Annotated in this window: 14 protein-coding genes and 2 pseudogenes; 10 read left to right on the forward strand and 6 right to left on the reverse strand. The window is 54.4% G+C overall.

Annotation, left to right across the window (positions count from 1 at the left end):
* The first annotated feature begins 538 nt into the window (after positions 1 to 538).
* The 5 genes from BEN30_RS12050 (at position 539) to BEN30_RS12070 (ending at position 8,516) form a co-directional block, all read left to right on the forward strand.
* Positions 539 to 3,031, forward strand: a complete 2,493-nt coding sequence (locus BEN30_RS12050; RefSeq protein WP_069958589.1) for a FecR family protein — start codon at positions 539 to 541, stop codon at positions 3,029 to 3,031.
* Entirely contained in the window at positions 3,028 to 3,978 is a 951-nt protein-coding gene (locus BEN30_RS18670) for a calcium-binding protein (RefSeq protein WP_069958590.1), read from the forward strand. Before BEN30_RS12050 ends, BEN30_RS18670 begins: the two co-directional genes overlap by 4 nt.
* A gap of 207 nt (positions 3,979 to 4,185) precedes the next feature.
* On the forward strand, positions 4,186 to 5,505 hold the full coding sequence (locus tag BEN30_RS12060; protein WP_084005478.1) for a TolC family protein: 1,320 nt from the start codon (positions 4,186 to 4,188) through the stop codon (positions 5,503 to 5,505).
* Between the two features lie 45 nt (positions 5,506 to 5,550).
* Positions 5,551 to 7,239, forward strand: a complete 1,689-nt coding sequence (locus BEN30_RS12065) for an ATP-binding cassette domain-containing protein (protein WP_069958592.1) — start codon at positions 5,551 to 5,553, stop codon at positions 7,237 to 7,239.
* On the forward strand, positions 7,236 to 8,516 hold the full coding sequence (locus BEN30_RS12070) for an HlyD family type I secretion periplasmic adaptor subunit (RefSeq protein ID WP_069958593.1): 1,281 nt from the start codon (positions 7,236 to 7,238) through the stop codon (positions 8,514 to 8,516). The genes BEN30_RS12065 and BEN30_RS12070 overlap by 4 nt, the downstream gene beginning before the upstream one ends.
* Positions 8,517 to 8,526: 10 nt before the next feature.
* On the opposite strand, the gene BEN30_RS12075 is transcribed toward BEN30_RS12070, so the two are convergent.
* The 5 genes from BEN30_RS12075 to BEN30_RS12095 all read right to left on the reverse strand — a co-directional run bounded on the left by BEN30_RS12075 (position 8,527) and on the right by BEN30_RS12095 (position 12,504).
* Positions 8,527 to 9,183, reverse strand: coding sequence for an MBL fold metallo-hydrolase (locus BEN30_RS12075; protein ID WP_069958594.1), 657 nt, complete (start codon positions 9,181 to 9,183; stop codon positions 8,527 to 8,529).
* Between the two features lie 92 nt (positions 9,184 to 9,275).
* Positions 9,276 to 10,088 (reverse strand): DUF2189 domain-containing protein, encoded by an 813-nt coding sequence (locus tag BEN30_RS12080; protein WP_069958595.1) that lies wholly within the window; start codon positions 10,086 to 10,088, stop codon positions 9,276 to 9,278.
* On the reverse strand, positions 10,085 to 10,234 hold the full coding sequence (locus BEN30_RS18675) for a hypothetical protein (protein ID WP_170827044.1): 150 nt from the start codon (positions 10,232 to 10,234) through the stop codon (positions 10,085 to 10,087). Before BEN30_RS18675 ends, BEN30_RS12080 begins: the two co-directional genes overlap by 4 nt.
* A gap of 155 nt (positions 10,235 to 10,389) precedes the next feature.
* Positions 10,390 to 10,647, reverse strand: a complete 258-nt coding sequence (locus tag BEN30_RS12090) for a hypothetical protein (protein ID WP_069958597.1) — start codon at positions 10,645 to 10,647, stop codon at positions 10,390 to 10,392.
* Positions 10,648 to 10,692: 45 nt separating this feature from the next.
* Positions 10,693 to 12,504, reverse strand: coding sequence for a Na/Pi cotransporter family protein (locus BEN30_RS12095; protein ID WP_069958598.1), 1,812 nt, complete (start codon positions 12,502 to 12,504; stop codon positions 10,693 to 10,695).
* A gap of 573 nt (positions 12,505 to 13,077) precedes the next feature.
* Here BEN30_RS12095 and BEN30_RS19010 point away from each other — a divergent pair.
* From BEN30_RS19010 to BEN30_RS17965, 5 genes and pseudogenes are all read left to right on the forward strand, one after another.
* A pseudogene (locus tag BEN30_RS19010) lies at positions 13,078 to 13,590 on the forward strand (radical SAM protein); the annotation flags it as partial.
* Between the two features lie 330 nt (positions 13,591 to 13,920).
* Positions 13,921 to 14,874: a signal recognition particle-docking protein FtsY gene (gene ftsY / locus BEN30_RS19015; protein ID WP_069958602.1), complete on the forward strand. Its 954-nt coding sequence runs from the start codon at positions 13,921 to 13,923 to the stop codon at positions 14,872 to 14,874.
* 110 nt (positions 14,875 to 14,984) lie between these two features.
* Entirely contained in the window at positions 14,985 to 16,064 is a 1,080-nt protein-coding gene (locus BEN30_RS12105; RefSeq protein WP_069958599.1) for an SO_0444 family Cu/Zn efflux transporter, read from the forward strand.
* Between the two features lie 195 nt (positions 16,065 to 16,259).
* Entirely contained in the window at positions 16,260 to 16,502 is a 243-nt protein-coding gene (locus BEN30_RS12110; protein ID WP_069958600.1) for a FeoA family protein, read from the forward strand.
* A gap of 77 nt (positions 16,503 to 16,579) precedes the next feature.
* Positions 16,580 to 16,810, forward strand: a pseudogene (locus tag BEN30_RS17965) (FeoB small GTPase domain-containing protein); the annotation flags it as partial.
* Here the strand turns inward: BEN30_RS17965 and BEN30_RS12115 are convergent.
* Positions 16,782 to 17,171, reverse strand: a complete 390-nt coding sequence (locus BEN30_RS12115; protein WP_069958601.1) for a FeoB small GTPase domain-containing protein — start codon at positions 17,169 to 17,171, stop codon at positions 16,782 to 16,784. The pseudogene BEN30_RS17965 and the gene BEN30_RS12115 overlap by 29 nt on opposite strands.
* Positions 17,172 to 17,181: the final 10 nt, after the last annotated feature.

The following is a 17,181-nucleotide window of genomic DNA, read 5'->3' on the forward strand; positions in this document are numbered from 1 at the left end:
CCCCGTCTAGCGAGGTTTGAAGATTCTAACCTACGGTTCACTTTGTCTGCTAAGGGTCAAAAATCGCCGTGTTGTTGGTGGGCAAAAAACTTCCGCTGAGGACCTGGGTAGCGGCCATTTTCCGGGGCTTCTAAACACGGGGAAAATAGCCATAAACGGATGTTTAGTTGAACCCAGTATTTCTCTTCAGTTCTCACCTTAAATCCAGACGTTTGTATTGCCAGCCACTTTGGTTGGGTTGGTCATGGCTGGATTCAAATTTCAAGTGCAACACCCATTGATTTAATTAAGGCTTCCAAGGGTGGGTAATGGCGACGGCACATTTGACGACGCTAATGATACCATCATCAACGTGACCGGTATGACCGATACGCTGGATGCGGCGGCGAACTTCGTCTAAGTTGCACACCCCATAGACATTGGCGTGTGCTTTTGAGAAATTTTGTTAAAGGAAAATAGAGACCTCCATCACAAGCTTGGGGGGTGCATTTTTTTCTCATATAGGATAGCATTTAAAGATTAAGCATGGAGCTGTCCCATGGATGGAACGACGGATTTTAAAATTTCAGAAAAAGGTTCTGAGTCTAGTTATATCAACACGTTAGTTGCTAATGAGACCAGTTCGCAAATCCTGATTCCCGGTGGCAATATCTTTCTGTCCGCTGAGTTCGTTCGCGAAGGTTACGACCTGACGCTGAAGACGCCGGATGGGCAGACCGTTTCCATCCCTGAATATTTTATGACTGACACGCCGCCGGATCTTTTGCTCGGTGATGGCTCCGTCATTACGGCGGATTTGGCGACCAAGTTGGCCGGGCCGATGGTGCCGAGCCAATATGCGCAGCAGCAAACGGACCCGCAAACGGATGCGCAAGTGACGCTGGGTTCCGCCATCGGTTCCGTCAGCGAACTGAAAGGCAGCGTGCTGGCAACCCGCGCGGACGGCAGCCAAGTGACGTTGAGCGCAGGCGATCCCATTTATCAAGGCGACGTGCTTGAAACCAGTGCCGATGGTGCGCTCGGCGTGATTTTTGCCGATGACACGACGTTTTCGTTGGATGCGGGCGGGCGTATGGTCATCGACGAAATGGTTTATGACCCCGATGCCCAGACCGGCGTGTTTGAAGCCACCGTGGTGAAGGGGGTGTTTTCGTTTGTCAGTGGTCAGGTGGCCAAAACGGACGGCGATGCCATGGTCATCCACACGCCCAAAACGACCATCGGCATTCGCGGTTCGACAGGCTTGATCAAGTCCGGCGCGGAGGATGGGCAAGATCAGATCACTTTGGTGCCCGATATCGATGGCAACTTGGGGGAATTGATTGTTTCCAACCAAGCGGGTTCGCAAGTTCTGAACCAACCCAATGCATCGACGACGGTGTTTAGCGCGACATTGCCCCCGGCGCCCGTAGTGTTCATGAGCGCCCAGCAAATTCAGCAAAGCTTTGGCAACGCCTTGACCGTTTTGGTGCGCACCGAAGCAAAAAAGGCGGTCGCCAAGGTTGAACACGCCGCGCGTCAAGCCCAAGACGCCGCAGAAAAATCCACCCAACAACAAGGCGAAGCCGCAAAGGCCAAGGAAGAAGCCGACCAAGCCCAAGACGAGGCGGCTCAAGCCCAAGCCGATGCTGAGGCTGCCAAAGCCGAGGCTGAGGCCGCCAAGGCCGAAGCGGAAGCCATTACGGACGTGGACGCCAAAGCCGAGGCGGAAGCCAAAGCCGCTGAAGCAGAGGCCAAAGCATTGGAGGCCCAAGCCAAGGCCGAAGCTGATACGGAAGCCGCCGCGATCAAGGTTGCCGAAGCCGCCGCGCAAGCTGAACAGGCTGTACAGGCCGAGCAGCAAGCCGCCACCGCCGCCGCCGCTCAACAAGCCGCTCAGCAGTTCAGCCAGATGGCGGGCAGCGCCGCTGAAATTCAACAACAGGTGTTCACGCAGTTTTTGCAAACGGGTGTCGTCGATCCCAATTATACGCCGGGGGCTCCACTGCCGGGTGGGCCGCAAGGCGGCGCGAACGGTCCCGGTCTTGGTGGCGGCCCGGGTGGCGTACAAGGCATGATTTACATTTCAGAGTCTGGTGAAGCCTTTACCATCAGCCCGAACGGTGAAGTGATCATTGTGACGCAAAATGGCGACACCATTACAATTACAAGTACAAACGCGGCCTCCGTTGAAGCAGAAGCTTTTCAAGAAATTTTTGCGGAAACATACAATGCGGCCATTGGTTCAACGGCAGAAACGGTGACGGCGGACAACGGTGCGACAACCACCATCACAACAGATACTGATTATGTCGAAACGGACTTTCAGGAAACCATTACGGCGGCCATTGGTGGCGGGGCGTTGACGGGCGGTTCGGGCAGTACCAACTTTTATTTCCCTTGGGCGACGCTGAGCAGCGGCGCCAACCTGCCATACACTTACACCATCACGGATACGGGCGGGACCAACCAGATTTCGTTTGATGGCATGGACGTTGTTTACTTTGATGTTGAGGCTAATTCGTCAACGTCTGGACTCATATCGGTGTATAAGGACCACACAGCGGCAAACAATTTGTTCGGCACCATCTCATATTCCGGGATTTCTCAGTTCCTGCTGGCCGATGTCACGGTGACGTCATTCTCGACCACCAACTTCACCACCAGCGCCAGCGGCAATGTGTTGAAATTGTCAGGACTCGATGCCGGCGAGCACGGCTATGGCATGGCGGGTAACGACAGCGCCAACACCTTTGCCGTTTCAGCAGGCAATTCCATTGTTTTTGGTAAGGGCGGTGATGACATCTTCAATATCAGTGCCGCAGGATCTGTACAAATTCTCGGCGGCACGGGTGCGGATCAATTCGTCGTCACAGCGTGGGGAAGTTCCAACGGGGGCTATGATTTAAAGGGGGGGATGGCGCTGACCACTACAATTACAGCACCTGGGGGGCGCCTTCGTCCTTATACGTTTACATCACGTCGTCAGGCTCGGTGGTGCAGAATGTTTCCACCGACAACACTGCAACGTATAAACACGCCATCGAGATGACCGCTTTTGATACCTTCACCGGGTCGACGGCAATTGATAATATCCACGTTTTTGGCGGATATGCTGGGACCGTAAATGGATCGGATGGGAACGATGTCGTTAAAGTCAAAGCGGACTTCTTCACGCGTGCTACTGATTCGATCAATTTGGTTGATGGTGGGAACGATACGGATTCTTTGATCATTTTGGCGGACAGTGGCGATACCTTCAATCTCCAGACCTATGTCACCGCCTCAAAAATTCAGAATTTTGAATCGTACTCGATCACCGGTGTCTCTTCGACCAGCGCTGTAACCCTTACGGGACACAGCACCATCGCAACGGCCCTGGACGGTAGTGCGTCAAACGATACGCTGACGGGTGGAAACGCGGCGGATGTCTTGCGCGGCCAAGATGGCAGCGACACGCTAACGGGCGGTGATGGTGGTGATACGCTGGAAGGCGGCATTGGCAACGACACCCTGATCGGTGGGGCAGGTAATGATAGCATCACGGGCGGGACCGGGGCGGACGTCTTCCGGTATGAAGCTGTCACGGATGGAACGGACACGCTTATGGACTTTAGTGGTCAGTCGATTGGGGCCAACGAGGGTGATACGTTTGCTTTCCTCAACAGCACATTCAATTTGGGCACTTTGTCATACGTGGAACAGAGTTGGACGGGAGGCGCTAATGCACTTGGTGGGAATGTCGCAGGGGCGAATGTCATTGTTTTAACTGGCGCTGCGATAGGAACCATAGGGGAAGCGCTAACGGCCATAGCCAACGCTGGGGGGGCGTCAAGCCCGGCAATTTTTGTTTTTCACGACAGCGCCCATTCAAATTTCGGCACCGTGGCTTACACCACCGATGCATCTTCAGGAGCAGGCTCTCAAACCTTGGCTATATTAGACAGCTTCACGACGGATTTGTCGGTGTTCAGTTCGGCCGATTTTACAACGGTTTAAGGGGGAGGGAGCCCTTTTGGTCGTGTGGGGCGAGTTGCCCGGATCGTATGGCAGGGGCGTAATATTATTGTGTGCCAGGCAGGGAGGCATGGCAAAAATATGACTTGGAATGAATTGCTTACGAATTATTAGCTTTTTCGCTATATTCCATGAGCTTGTGTTCGTATATTGTGCGCGTGAAATTGGCGTAAACCCTGTGGGGCATTTATGATTCGTATGAAAACGTTTAAATCCGCATTGCTTGGCAGTGTTTTTGCCGTGACATTTTCTATGTCATTGGCGGGCTCTGTCAGTGCCGCGAGTTTGATGGATGACGTGGCGGCGATGCTGTCCGTGCATGAACGGATCAAGGCGGCTGAAGCCGACGTGGCTGCGGCGCGCGCCAATTTAGATGTCAGCAAGGGCGGCTATTACCCAACGGCCAGCATCACGTCCAACGTCGGCCATGAAAAGATTTACACCCAAAACCCCTTAGCCACCGCGACCAAGACGTCAATGGCGCAGCGCGAAGTGGATTTGGGTCTTAAGCAGACCTTGTTTGATTTTGGCGCGACGGACGCCAGTGTCGAAGGCTCTTCGTTGAGCGTCGATCAGGCCCTCGCAACGTTGGAACAAACCCGTCAGGCCGTATTGCTGGCGGGCTTGAGTGCCCAGTTGAATTTGGCCAGCGCCAAGCGTGTTTTGGACCATCAGATCCAAAGCGAAGCCAACATCAAGCGCCAAACAGATCTGGAACATGCGCGGGTGGAGATCGGTTCCGGTATTTCCACCAACGAATTGCAGTCCAAAACCCAGTTGGCCGGCGCACAAGCCGCACGGGTGCGCGCCCAAGGCGCGTTGCGTCAAGCCGTGAACCGGTATCGGGCCGTGTTTGAGACCGTTCCCGCAGATCTCGAAAAAATCGAAGTGCCGGACGTTTCACGCGTTGTCTTGCCGACAAGCGAAGAAGAACTCGTTCGGGTCGCTTTGGAAGACAACCCGCAGGTTTTGGTGACGTCCATCGCGGCGGAAATTGCCAACGCAACGATTGCAAGTTCATTTGCAACGGGGTATCGCCCGGTGGTTACGGCCAGCGTGGACCAAAAATACAAACGCGATGTCGGCGGCACGATTGGCGACAAGAACGAAATGTTGGTGAAGGTTGAAGCCACCTTTGATTTCAACATGGGCTGGACCGCACAAAATACCCTTTTGGCCGCTAAATCCAGTCATTCTGCCGCTGCCAGCCGTTTGAAAGACACCCGCAATCAAATCGAAGAACAAGCCCGCAACGCTTGGCAACGGTTGGAAACGGCGCGTCTCAATGCAGATTTCCTGGAAAACCAAGCCCATATCGCGACGGAATTTTTAGGCCTGGCGCGTAAGGAACTTGCCTTGGGGCAGCGCTCTTTGATTGATGTGTTGTCCGGTGAAACGTCCCTCATCAACGCCTTGGTCGCAGCGGATCGCGCCAAAACGGATGTCGATATCGCCATTCTGACCGTTCTGAACACTATGGGTAAGCTTGAGCTTTCCGTGTTACAGTAAGTCCGTGCCGGGTTTGTTTCCGCCACACGAGACGGGAGCACGGACGTGGACGAATTTTTAAAACGTCTCAAAGCCTATCCATTTGTCACTTTGGAACTCGTTGGCGCATCGTTTTTCGCCAACGTGCTTGCATTGGCGTCATCGCTGTTCGTGATCCAGGTGCTGAACCGTTACGTTTCCCATGGGGTGGGGTCCACCTTGTTGACACTGACGGCGGGGGTTTTGATCGCGATTTTCTTCGAAATCGGCTTTCGTCAAATCCGCCTGACCATCGCCAATGCCCTGTCGGAGCCGTTTGATCGGGCCAATGCCAGCGGTTCCTTCGATGTATTGACCGGCGCGCGCGCGGACGTTTTGGCGCAGATGACGCCAGGACAAAAACGCGAGGCCGCTTCGGCGTCGGATGCCATTCAACAAGCCTATGCCGCCCCCAATATGGTGGCGTATTTCGATTTCCCATTCGCCTTTGTTTTTTGGTTCGCGCTGTTGATGATCAGCCCCATTTCGGCGCTGATCGTGGTCTTTTTTGTTTTGCTCGTTGTGGGTCTGGGTTGGGTCAACCTAAAGGCCATGCGTGGACCTACGGAAAAAATGCAAACCAAAATGGCGGAACGTCAGGGGTTGTTTGACAGTGCCATTCTTGATCCCGATACCGTGCGCGCCTTTACTGCAGAAACCTTTTTGCGCCAGCGCTGGCGGACCATGTATGACGGCCTAAACAATTTGCGCGCCAGTATTGCCGCGCGTCAGGGGGGGGTGCAAAACCTGACCCAAGGCGTTCAGGCGCTTATGTCGACGGCGATCATCGCCATCGGTGGGGTGTTGGTGGTGAACGGTCATTTGGATGTGGGCTTGCTGATCGGTACAAACATCTTGGCGTCCCGAACATTGGGGCCGGTGATCCGCATTACCCAGTCCGTTGGGATGATCGCCAATGCCAAGGTCGCGCGCTTGACGCTGGACGGTTTGATGCGCTTGCCGCGCGAAGCCAAGCGCGGCTCGGCGTTGGGGATATACAAAGGCGGTATTGAATTCAAAGACGTGGCATTCGTTCATCCGGGCCAGCCAACCCCTTTGTTTGAAACGCTCAACTTAAAGCTGGATCCCGGCGCGCTGTTTGTGGTGTCGGGCGCAAACGGCACCGGCAAGACGACACTGGCGCGTCTGCTGGCGGGGTTGATGAAGCCGTCGCGCGGGCAAATTTTGGTGGATGGTGTCGATTTGGTTCAAGTGGCCCCCGAATGGTGGCGCCGTCAAATTGTCTATCTGCCCCAAGAACCCGGTTTTTTTAGCGGTACGGTTCGCGAAAACATCACAGCTTACAGCCCCGACATGACGGAAAAAGACTTAAATACCGTGATCCGCGATGCGGGGTTGGAAGCGTTCTTTTCCACCAGCCGCGAAGGGTTTGACATGGTATTGCAGGCGGGTGGACGAAACCTTCCGCTGGGCATTCGCCGCCGCCTCGCCCTGGCACGTGCGCTTTCGTCCGAAGGTCGTCTGGTGATTTTAGATGAACCCACCGAAGGCCTCGACGGCGAAGGTGCCCAACAGATGGGGCGGGTGATGAACGCGTTGCGGCAAAAGGGCTGCACCATCATTGCCTTGTCGCATGACGCCAACATCATCAAAGGCGCACCGTTTATCTTGGATTTGAACGTGAAGCCGGTTCCGCGTTTGTTGAAAGCGCAAACGGCAACGACGGACGTCGTGAATCAGCAGGTGAGCGCATGAGCACACAGCCAGTCCTCAATATCAGCCGCCAGACGCACCTGTTTTTGTATCTGCTGATCGGCCTTGTGACAGCTTTTTTGATTTGGTCTTCGTTTGGACAACTCGACGTGGTGAGCTTTGCCGTGGGTGACGTAGTGCCTTCGTCACAGGTGAAAACCGTGCAGCACCTGGAAGGCGGCATCGTCCGTGAAATCTTGGTTCGGGAAGGTGACCGGGTGGCTCGTGGTCAGCCTTTGGTGGAATTGGAATCCACCGCCAGTGGCGCCGATGTGCAAGAACTCAATGCCCGCATCGCATCGCTCATTGCCGATGTGGCGCGCTTGAAGGCCGAAGTCCATGGTGAGGACATCGTTTTTCCCGAAGGCTATGAAGACGCTCATGAAGACCTGGCTCGCCAAGCCCGCGCTTTGTACAATGGGCGGCTCAATCAGTTTAAAAATGATATGGCAACGCAGTCGTCTCTGGTCGATCAGCGTATGCGCGAGGGCGATGAAATTTCTGCGCGTCTGGCCAATACGCGGCAAAAACGCACACTCTTAAAAGAGCAAGTGGCGATCAGCGACGAGCTTTTGAAACAAGATCTGACCAATCGCATGGTTCACCTCAACTTGTTGAAAGAGCTTGCGAATTTAGACGGAATGGTGTCCGAGGATACGGCCGCACTCAACCGTCTGGGTTCGGCTATCGAGCAAGAACGCCTCAACATGGAAAGCATCGAAGGGCGGTTTCGCATCGAAGCGCGCCAGGAGCTGGATGACAAAAGCCGCTCCCTTGAAGAGTTTCAAAACCGCGTGCGCAAATTCGAAGACAGCTTCAAACGCAGCGTGCTGGTGTCCCCGGTCGAAGGCGTGGTGATGAACCTGCACGTGGTGACGCGGGGCGGCGTTATTCAACCGGGCGGCGCAGTTGTGGATATCGTACCGGTGGGCGACGCCATGGTGATTGAAGCCAAGCTTTTGCCGCAAGACGTCGGCTATGTCAGTGCCGGTCAACCCGTGCGGGTGCGCTTGGCGTCCGGCGATGGGGCCCGCTTCCAACCGTTGGACGGCACGGTTTCTCATGTCAGCCCCGACACCGTTGAAACCAAGGATGGCACCACCTTTTATAAGGTGCGCATCAAAACCAGGGTCGACTATTTTGAATCTTCCGGGCAACGCTATCAATTGGTGCCGGGCGTGCAGGTGATGTGTTCCATCATCACCGGGTCGCGCTCGGTCATGCAATACATCGCTTCGCCGTTTTTAGGCTCGGTCAGTACGGCCCTTCAAGAACGCTAGAGACACGCTGTTAAATATTTTTCAACGCTGCATCGCCGACATACGGGTTGTGGGTGCGTTCTGCGCCAAATGTGCTGGTGGGGCCGTGGCCGGGTACGAAGGTGACGTCATCGCCCAAGGGCCAAAGCTTTTGCGTGATGGACGCCACCAGAGTGTCAAAATCACCACGGGGAAAATCGGTGCGGCCAACGCTGCCCTGAAACAACACATCGCCCACCTGGGCCAATTTGGCGTCGTCGCTATAGAACACGATGTGTCCTGGCGTGTGGCCGGGGGTGTGATAAACCGCCAGGGTCTGATGGCCAAAGCTTACCGTGTCGCCGTCGTGAAGCCAGTGGTTGCCGGATACGTCACGACCGCCGCCGATGCCAAATTTCTGCCCACCCGCAACCACTTTGGAGGTGATGAATTCATCGTCTTCGTGAGGTCCAAAAATCTCCGTGTCGGAGCGTTCCGCCAGCTCCATCGCGCCCCCCACATGGTCGAAGTGACCGTGGGTCAGCAACACCTTGTCGATCTCAAAGCCGATTTCAGCAACCGCATCTAAAATCACGTCAACGTCCCCACCGGGATCAATGACCACCCCCTTCATCGTCTCAGTGCACCACATCAAGGTGCAGTTTTGCTGCAAAGGGGTGACGGGAATGATGGTGGCGCTGAGGCTCATGGGCGGTCTCCGGCTGTCAATTCGCTCTGTAAGTTATACGCGAACCTTTATAGCGAAGCTACACCATGGCCGCCATCGGACTTTGCACGGCTTTATTCCAGCGGTGTTTTTTCCCACGCGGAAGGATCAACACAGGCTCTGTAGGCATGCCAGCTGGCGAAGCCGATAACCGGCAAGATGACGCCCAAACCGATGTACGCCGTGACCAACCCGGCACCGACGAAGATGACGATGAGTCCGGCCCACGTCAACATTACGCCCTTGTTGCGCATCACCACCCAAAAACTGATGATCCCCGCCGTGAACACATCCACCTTGCGATCCAGCATCATCGGCAGCGTGACCACGCCAAAGACAAATGCAACCGTCGCCATGATGGCCCCGATGATGGAGCCTGTCAGAAGGAAGATAAAGCCATCGATGGTGAACAGGGATGTGTGAACAATCATCCCCAAGTTCATGCCGGCATGGGGGAAAGAGAGGGCAAAGGTGAGGAAAGCAAAACGGCTCCACAGGGTGGCAAACAGCACAAACACAAAACCCGCCATGAGTATCTGATAGCTGTTTTTGCGCCAGGCAAAAAGGCCCTGGCTGATTTTTGGCTGGCTTCCGTAATCAAACCGTCGGCTGATGTCATAGATGCCTAGCGCCAAAATGGGTCCGACCAGGATAAAAGCACTGGTGACGGGATAGAGCAGATATTGCATTTCAAAATAATTCAGGCCGACGGCTATGATCAAGCCAACAACGGAATACAGAAGGCCATGCATGATGCTTAAGCGTGGCGCGCGTACAAAGTCTGCCCAGCCTTTGCTGAGCCAAACAAAAGGCGCGCCAACATCGACTTTGATGGCGCAGTCCGAAAGGGATTTCCTTGGGGGTGTTTGTGGAATAACGCCGTTCATAAAACAGTGCCTCTGAGTTGAAAAAAACCGTGCGTGAGCCGCAGCGTGGATGGTGGGGGGTTGGCAGCTTCGGTGGTGGAAACATCGACAATGATATCGACGAACAGGCTTCCGTCAGGCGCTGCGGAAAACAGGCCTTTTTTCATGTTAAATTTTTTTTGATCAATAATCAGCCGCCCCCACTCGCTGCTCCCCATACATCGTCAAGCTGAGGGGAATGATAGTCAATTAAAATCATTCTGAAAAGCGAGATGGGCAGTACGACGATATTCATCCCGAGGATGGTCGAGGGATTTGTTGTTTATGTGTCTAGAGGGCCTTCTTTTCCCATCAACTCGCGATAAGCCTTTATGCCTTTGCGGCGGTGGGCGCGGTTGACTTTGATTTTGTTGGTGATTTCGTCGCGTTCTTTGTCGTTTTTGGCCTCGGCAAGCTTATCTTTCAGTTTGCGATCTTTCTTTTTCATCTTCGCGAGGATATCGATCAACGCATCTTTTCTTTTGGCGTCGTCTTGGCCGAGGGCTTTGTGGAGATACTTTGCGATTTTGCTGTTTTTCATGAGCTGATCAATCCAGTTCCCAAGTGTTGCGCATCAATCCAGATTTTAGGCCTGGATTGTTTCATCCTCGTGTATTGCGGTGATTTCTTCTTCGGACAGGGCCAAGAGCTCTTCCGTTTCTTTCGACATGGCGTCCTTGGCAGCAAACAGCGTTTTGGCCACATCGGCAAGATGCCAAACGGCGTCTCGGGCATAATTTAAATCGTTCATCAAGGACGAAGCCATGATCGCCGAAATTTTACCTTCGCGGATCAAGGCATCTAATTTCCCATTGGCGATGATGTTATCTTCGTTGATGGATACCTTGAAGGCGTCGAGGGCCAAGATGTCGCGGTCGTCCTCATCGGCGATTTCCAGTTCGTGAATTTCGCGGAGCATTTCAGCGATTTGGACGCGTAACTTGTTGTATTCGTGGCGAATGTCTTGGTTGCTGGAGTGAATATAAATCCCAATGTTTTTGCGCAGGTGTTTGATTTCCTTAACACTGCTGACGATGCCTAAACACGCATCGCGTAGTTCGAACAGGCGTTTGGACTCGTCCGCATGAAGGTGCGTTTGTGCTTTGCTGATAAATTCCAAAATGCTGGCATAGAGCGCCTTGACCTTGTTGTTGTATTGGCGATCGAGATCATACTCCAGGGTTTTTCGGTTGATATTGGCGTACTGACTTAAATCCTCGGATGAGAAAATCACGGCGGGATCAAAGTTCAAGCCATGCGCCATGACGTTCACGGCGTTGGTGTAGAGATGGATGGTTTCTTGGCGCACCGACCCAAGCAGGGTTTCGGGGAAGTCAAATGCGGATTCATGGATGTATTTGGGCGTTGACAAGTCTTCGTGCGGTTTCGCGATGACGCGCTGCAGGAACACCACAAGACGTGGCACTGTCGGCAACATCACTGCGACGCCAATGACATTGAAGACCGTATGAAACACCGCGAGTTTTAACGTGTAATCATCGGCGGCAATGCCAATCGTGGATGAGATTTCTTCCACCAACCAGACGATTTGATGAATGAAAACGATGGTGATGGCACCTGTTACGCCATTGAAAATGAGGTGCGCCGCCGCCAGACGCTTGCCTTGGTAATTGGCGCTCATAGACCCGATGATGGCGGTGATTGTGGTGCCGATGTTTGCGCCGATGGCCAGCGCCAAGGCATTTTCATACGTGATTTGTCCAGCCGCCAGTGCGGTGATGATCAACACCAAAGTGGCGTGACTCGATTGCATAATCACCGTTGCGGCCATACCGATTAAGGTGAACACAATCAAGCCCGCATACCCTTCAATGGCGAATTCGGCGAGATTGATGGTTTCGCGAAAGGTTTCAAACCCTTCCTTCATGTAGTGAATGCCCAGGAATAAAAAGCCCAGCCCCGACAAAACGTAGCCCAAACCCTTTAAGGTCTTGGACCTTTGGAACACCAAAATGATGCCAAAGGCCAGCATGGGCATGGCGTAGGCTGCAATGTCGACCTTAAGGCCAAACCCCGCGATCAGCCACGCCCCGGTCGTGGTGCCGATGTTGGCGCCGAAAATGATCCCAATCCCCGCGTTTAGCCAGATCAATCCGGCGCTGAGAAAGGAGATCGTGATGATGGAAACCAGCGAGCTCGACTGCATGATGGTGGTGGAAACGATGCCGAACGTAACGGCTTTCCACAGGCTGTTTGTGGTGCGGTTAAGCACGTTTTCCAGAAATCCCCCGGTGAACGCGCGAAAGCCTTCTTCGAGAAACAGCATGCCGAACAAGAAGATGGCAACTCCGGCAGCAATTTCTTTGGCATTGGGGCTGACCCAAAAGCCATAAGCCAAGATCGCAAAAATGGCGGGAAGCATCATCCGCTTGAGCATGTACAGCCCTTCACGTTAAGTGTTGGTGGAGAAAGATCTCCCGAATGATGAATGCTAGCATGAATGATAGGGGGGGTGATAACCCCAGATTTGCCGTAACCCCGAAGTGGCTTTGTGCTTTATAGGCGGGTACCTCTAGGGTCAGGACCTATTAATCTGATACATTTGGCGGAGACGATTTTTAGGGCTGATTAGGCGCTAAACCCGCCGCAATGCTCCCCATTGCCAGGGGTTAGCAACGACATCAGGCGTAAAAATCGTCCCGTCCGGAACGGATTTGTTAAAAATGCCCCCTGGACGTCGTCAAAGACTTTTGAAAGTGAATGGCACTTCCTACAAGTCTTTTCCTAGCCAGGAAGCATTTTTAACAAACCAAATGCATCAGATTAATAGGTCCTGACCCTAGACTTTTTTTGTCTCTCCCCTCATATATAGGCCCTTCATAAGTCAAAGGATCCTGGCGTGAACGGCTCTCTCTGCATTAACGATCTCAAAACCATCCGTGAACTGGCAGGCCACCTTGTGTCGCCAGGAGAGACACAGGGGGATAAGCAAGGCCGCGCATTCGTCCAGGTGCAGTCGGGCTGTGACAACGCCTGCTCGTTCTGCGCGGTTCCGGCGGAGCAGGGTCAAGGGCGTTCCGTCCCGGTTGAACACGTGGTGAAGCAGGTTCAAGCCTTGGTGGACGAGGGGCAGCTTGAGGTGGCTCTGGTCGCCCCCAACGTCGCGGCTTATGGTCAAGATATTGGCTTGTGTGAAGGGGACGTCTGCGGATTGACCCACTTGATGCACGCTGTTTTTGATGCCGTGCCGGGGTTGTTGAGGCTGCGGCTGGGCGCGCTTGACCCGTTCCGTTTGGATCAAGGTTTTTTTGATCTTTTGGCCAGCGAGCCTCGCCTGATGGGATACCTGCATCTGAGCCTACAGGCTGCCGACGATACTGTGCTCAAAGCCATGAACCGCCGCCATACGGTGGCCGATATTCAGGCCCTGTTGGTCGAAGCGCGTAATGCCCGCCCCGACGTCGTGTTCGGCGCGGATCTGATTGCGGGCTTTCCCAGCGAAACCAATGAGATGTTCGAAAACACCTTCAATCAAGTGAAGCGCTGGAACATCACCTTTCTGAATGTGTTTGCCTACAGCCCTCGCGCCGATGTTGCGGCGGCGGCCCTTCCATTTGTGTCGAGTGAGGTGGGGAAAGCCCGCGCCCGGCGTTTGACAGAGGTGGGCGACATCGCCCTGGCGCGCCATTTGGCCCAACTTACGGGCAGCGTCCACGCCGTGTACATGGAACATCAAGATTTTGGTCGCACCGAAAGTTTCGCCCCAGTGCGCTTGGCCAAACCTGTTGCTCAGGGGCAAATCGTCAACGTTGCGGTGACAACGGCCAAGGACGGCGAACTGCTGGGCTCGGCGATGGGGAATTACAGAACGGCTGAGGGCGATAATGCCGGGGGCTGGCTGAAAAAACTGAAATCTGGGCTGGGCAAGTCAACGGAGCGCATGACCCAGGGCATTGCCCAAGTGTTCACGGTGCGTCGTCGTCTTGATGCTGAGGTGCTGGAAGAGCTGGAAGAGGCCCTGATCCTCTCAGACATGGGCGTCACCACGGCGGCGAAGCTTACGGCCAGCCTGGGCAAAAGTCGATTTGATCAAGAAGTGGGCGACGTGGAAGTGCGCGAAGCGTTTGCCGCGGAAATCGCGCAGATTTTGACGCCCGTGGCCAAGCCTCTGGAACTTAAACCCCTTCTGAAGCCTCATGTTATATTGGTGTGTGGTGTGAACGGGTCGGGCAAGACCACGACCATCGGCAAGCTGGCCAAGCAATACACCGATGAAGGGCGCAAGGTCATGCTGGCTGCGGGCGATACCTTTCGCGCCGCCGCCATTGAGCAATTGCAAGTCTGGGGGCAGCGCACAGGGGTTCCGGTGATCGCTCGGGAAATCGGGGCGGATTCGGCGGGCCTGGCCTTCGATGCGTTGCAACAAGCGCGCGCCGAAAGCGTTGATGTGTTGCTGATCGACACCGCCGGGCGTTTGCAAAACAAATCGCACTTGATGGACGAATTGGAAAAGGTCGTGCGCGTCATTAAAAAAATTGACCCAGACGCGCCCCATGACGTGGTGTTGGTGTTGGACGCCACCGTTGGTCAAAATGCTCATGCCCAGGTCGAAGTGTTCCAAAAATCGGTGAATGTTTCGGGCTTGGTGATGACCAAATTGGACGGTACCGCCAAGGGTGGCGTGGTGGTTGCTCTGGCCGACAAGTTTGCCTTGCCCGTGCATTGCATTGGCGTGGGCGAGGGGGCCGACGATCTGCGTCCCTTCAACGCCAAAGACTTTGCCCGCAATCTGATGGGCTTGGATTGACCTGATCACGTTGGGGCCAGATATCGTTAAGCATTGTCATTGCCCCTCAGTCAGCCAATATGCCAATCACAAGCGCTTCCGGGGGGGACTGGGTCACTTGAGGACATAGAATGGATATTCTCGCCCTGTTTTTTGACAACATTGTGCGCATGACGCTAGACGCTGCACCTTGGCTGTTGTTCGGCTTGCTTGTGGCGGGGCTTATTCAGGCTTGGGTTCCCCAAGACGGCATTGCCAGGTTGCTGGGTGGGCGCGGATTGCGCGATATTGCGCTGGGGGCTCTGGTGGGAGCACCGCTGCCAATTTGTTCATGTGGTGTTTTGCCTGCAGCCGTCAGCCTGCGCCGGGCCGGGGCGTCGCGTGAGGCGACCACGTCGTTTTTGGTCTCGACCCCGGAAACGGGCGTTGATTCGGTGGCCCTGTCTTATGCCATGTTGGGGCCGTTTCTGGCGATTGCGCGGCCCATCGCGGCGGTGTCGAGTGCGATCATCACGGGTTTGTTGATGCGTTTTCTGCCTCCCGAAGAGGACGTCAAAAAGATTGAGCCGGCTCTTGCCCAACCTGTTCAGACGTCGTGTTGTTCCAGTGGTTCCTGTGGTGAGGCTGAGACCGCTTCGGGCGCAAAGTCACAATCTTTTGCCGCGCGCACCTTGGATGGCTTCACTTATGCTCTAACCGATATTTTTGACGATATTGCCTTGTGGTTGTTGGTCGGGTTGGTGTTGGCCGCCGCGACGGCCACGTGGATCCCTCCCGCAGCTCTGGCCTCCTATGGCAGTGGAATCGGGGCTATGGTGGTGATGGTTTTGGTGGGCATTCCCATGTACATCTGCGCCACTGCGTCGACCCCCTTGGCGGCCGGTTTGCTGTTGGCGGGCGTGTCACCCGGTGCCGCCATGGTATTCATGTTGGCTGGTCCCGCAACCAATATTGCCACCTTGGGCGTGGTGCGCCAGGAGATGGGCAACCGGGGGGCCTTTTTGTATGTGGTGGGGATCACCCTCAGCGCCATTGCCGCGGGTCTGATTACAGACCAAGTCGCCCTTTCCCTGGGCATCAATATGGCGGTTCAGCTGTCGACAGAGGGTGACTTTGTGCCGCTGTGGGTGGCTGTGGCCTCCACCGGGGTTCTGTTGGCCTTGGGCGGTAAAATGGTCTGGGAAAAAATAAAACGTTTAAAGGTCACATGAAGCTTTCGCATTTCAACACAGATTTTTTATAGAATATCCTTTAAGATTGAACGGGTATGAAAGCGTGCTCTTTATCGATACATATTGAAATTGATAATCACTATTATTTATGGTGTTTATGAGGATTGCAGTCGATTCCGTGAGCGGTAAATATCTGTGAAAATGCCTCGTTTTTTGAGTTAATAAGGACCTTCCGTGAATACGAACAGCAATAAGACCTTGGCGGATCTTAAGTCAGGCGAAGAAGCGATCATTGCGGGCATTTCCGGTGATATCAAGCTCAAGCGGCGGCTTTCCGCTCTGGGGCTCGTCAACGGTGTTAAAATTGTCTTGGGCCAGACCGCGCCGTTGGGCGACCCACGCACTTACAATATTTTGGATTACACTTTAAGCCTTCGCAATGAAGAAGCGCGTTTGGTGCGTCTGCAATCGTCTTGAAGACAGGTGCCCGGCACAGCGAACACGCTTTGAGAGAAAGAAATTTCGTGGACAGCAAAATCATCACGGTTGCGCTTGTGGGCAACCCCAATTCTGGCAAAACCACGCTTTCCAATGCGCTGACCGGGGCTCATGACAGTGTCGGCAACTATCCGCGGGTAACCGTTTCCAAACGCTCACGGGCCATCATGCACAAGGGATGGACCATAAACCTGGTGGATTTGCCGGGGATTTATTCCCTGTCATCGCAATCGCCGGAAGAACGCATTGGTCGTGACTTTATTCAAGATGACCGGCCCGACATTGTTTTGAATGTGCTGGACGGCGGCACCTTGGACCGCAGCTTGTTTTTGACCACCCAATGGACAGCCAGCGGCTTTGCTGGGCTTCCAAGCCCCCGGGATGGAGGTCGGCAGTCAGCTTTTGCACCCGCTCAATCGCCTCTTCCAGGTGATGATCGTAGGGAATGCGCATGGGATGGTCTTGGCGGTCTTGTTCGGCAACCAGAACCAAGGCATCCAAAAGCGGTTCCAACCCCTGGCCCGTTGTGGCCACGGTTTCCACCACCGTGCCGCCCAGCATGGAACTCAACTCTTCGCAGTCGATGCTGTAGCCTTTTTTATGCATCTCATCGACCATATTCAGGGCGTAAACGCGGGGGCGACCCATCTCGATCAAT

It is taken from the genome of Magnetovibrio blakemorei, assembly GCF_001746755.1.
In the GTDB taxonomy this organism is placed as follows: Bacteria; Pseudomonadota; Alphaproteobacteria; order Rhodospirillales; family Magnetovibrionaceae; genus Magnetovibrio; species Magnetovibrio blakemorei.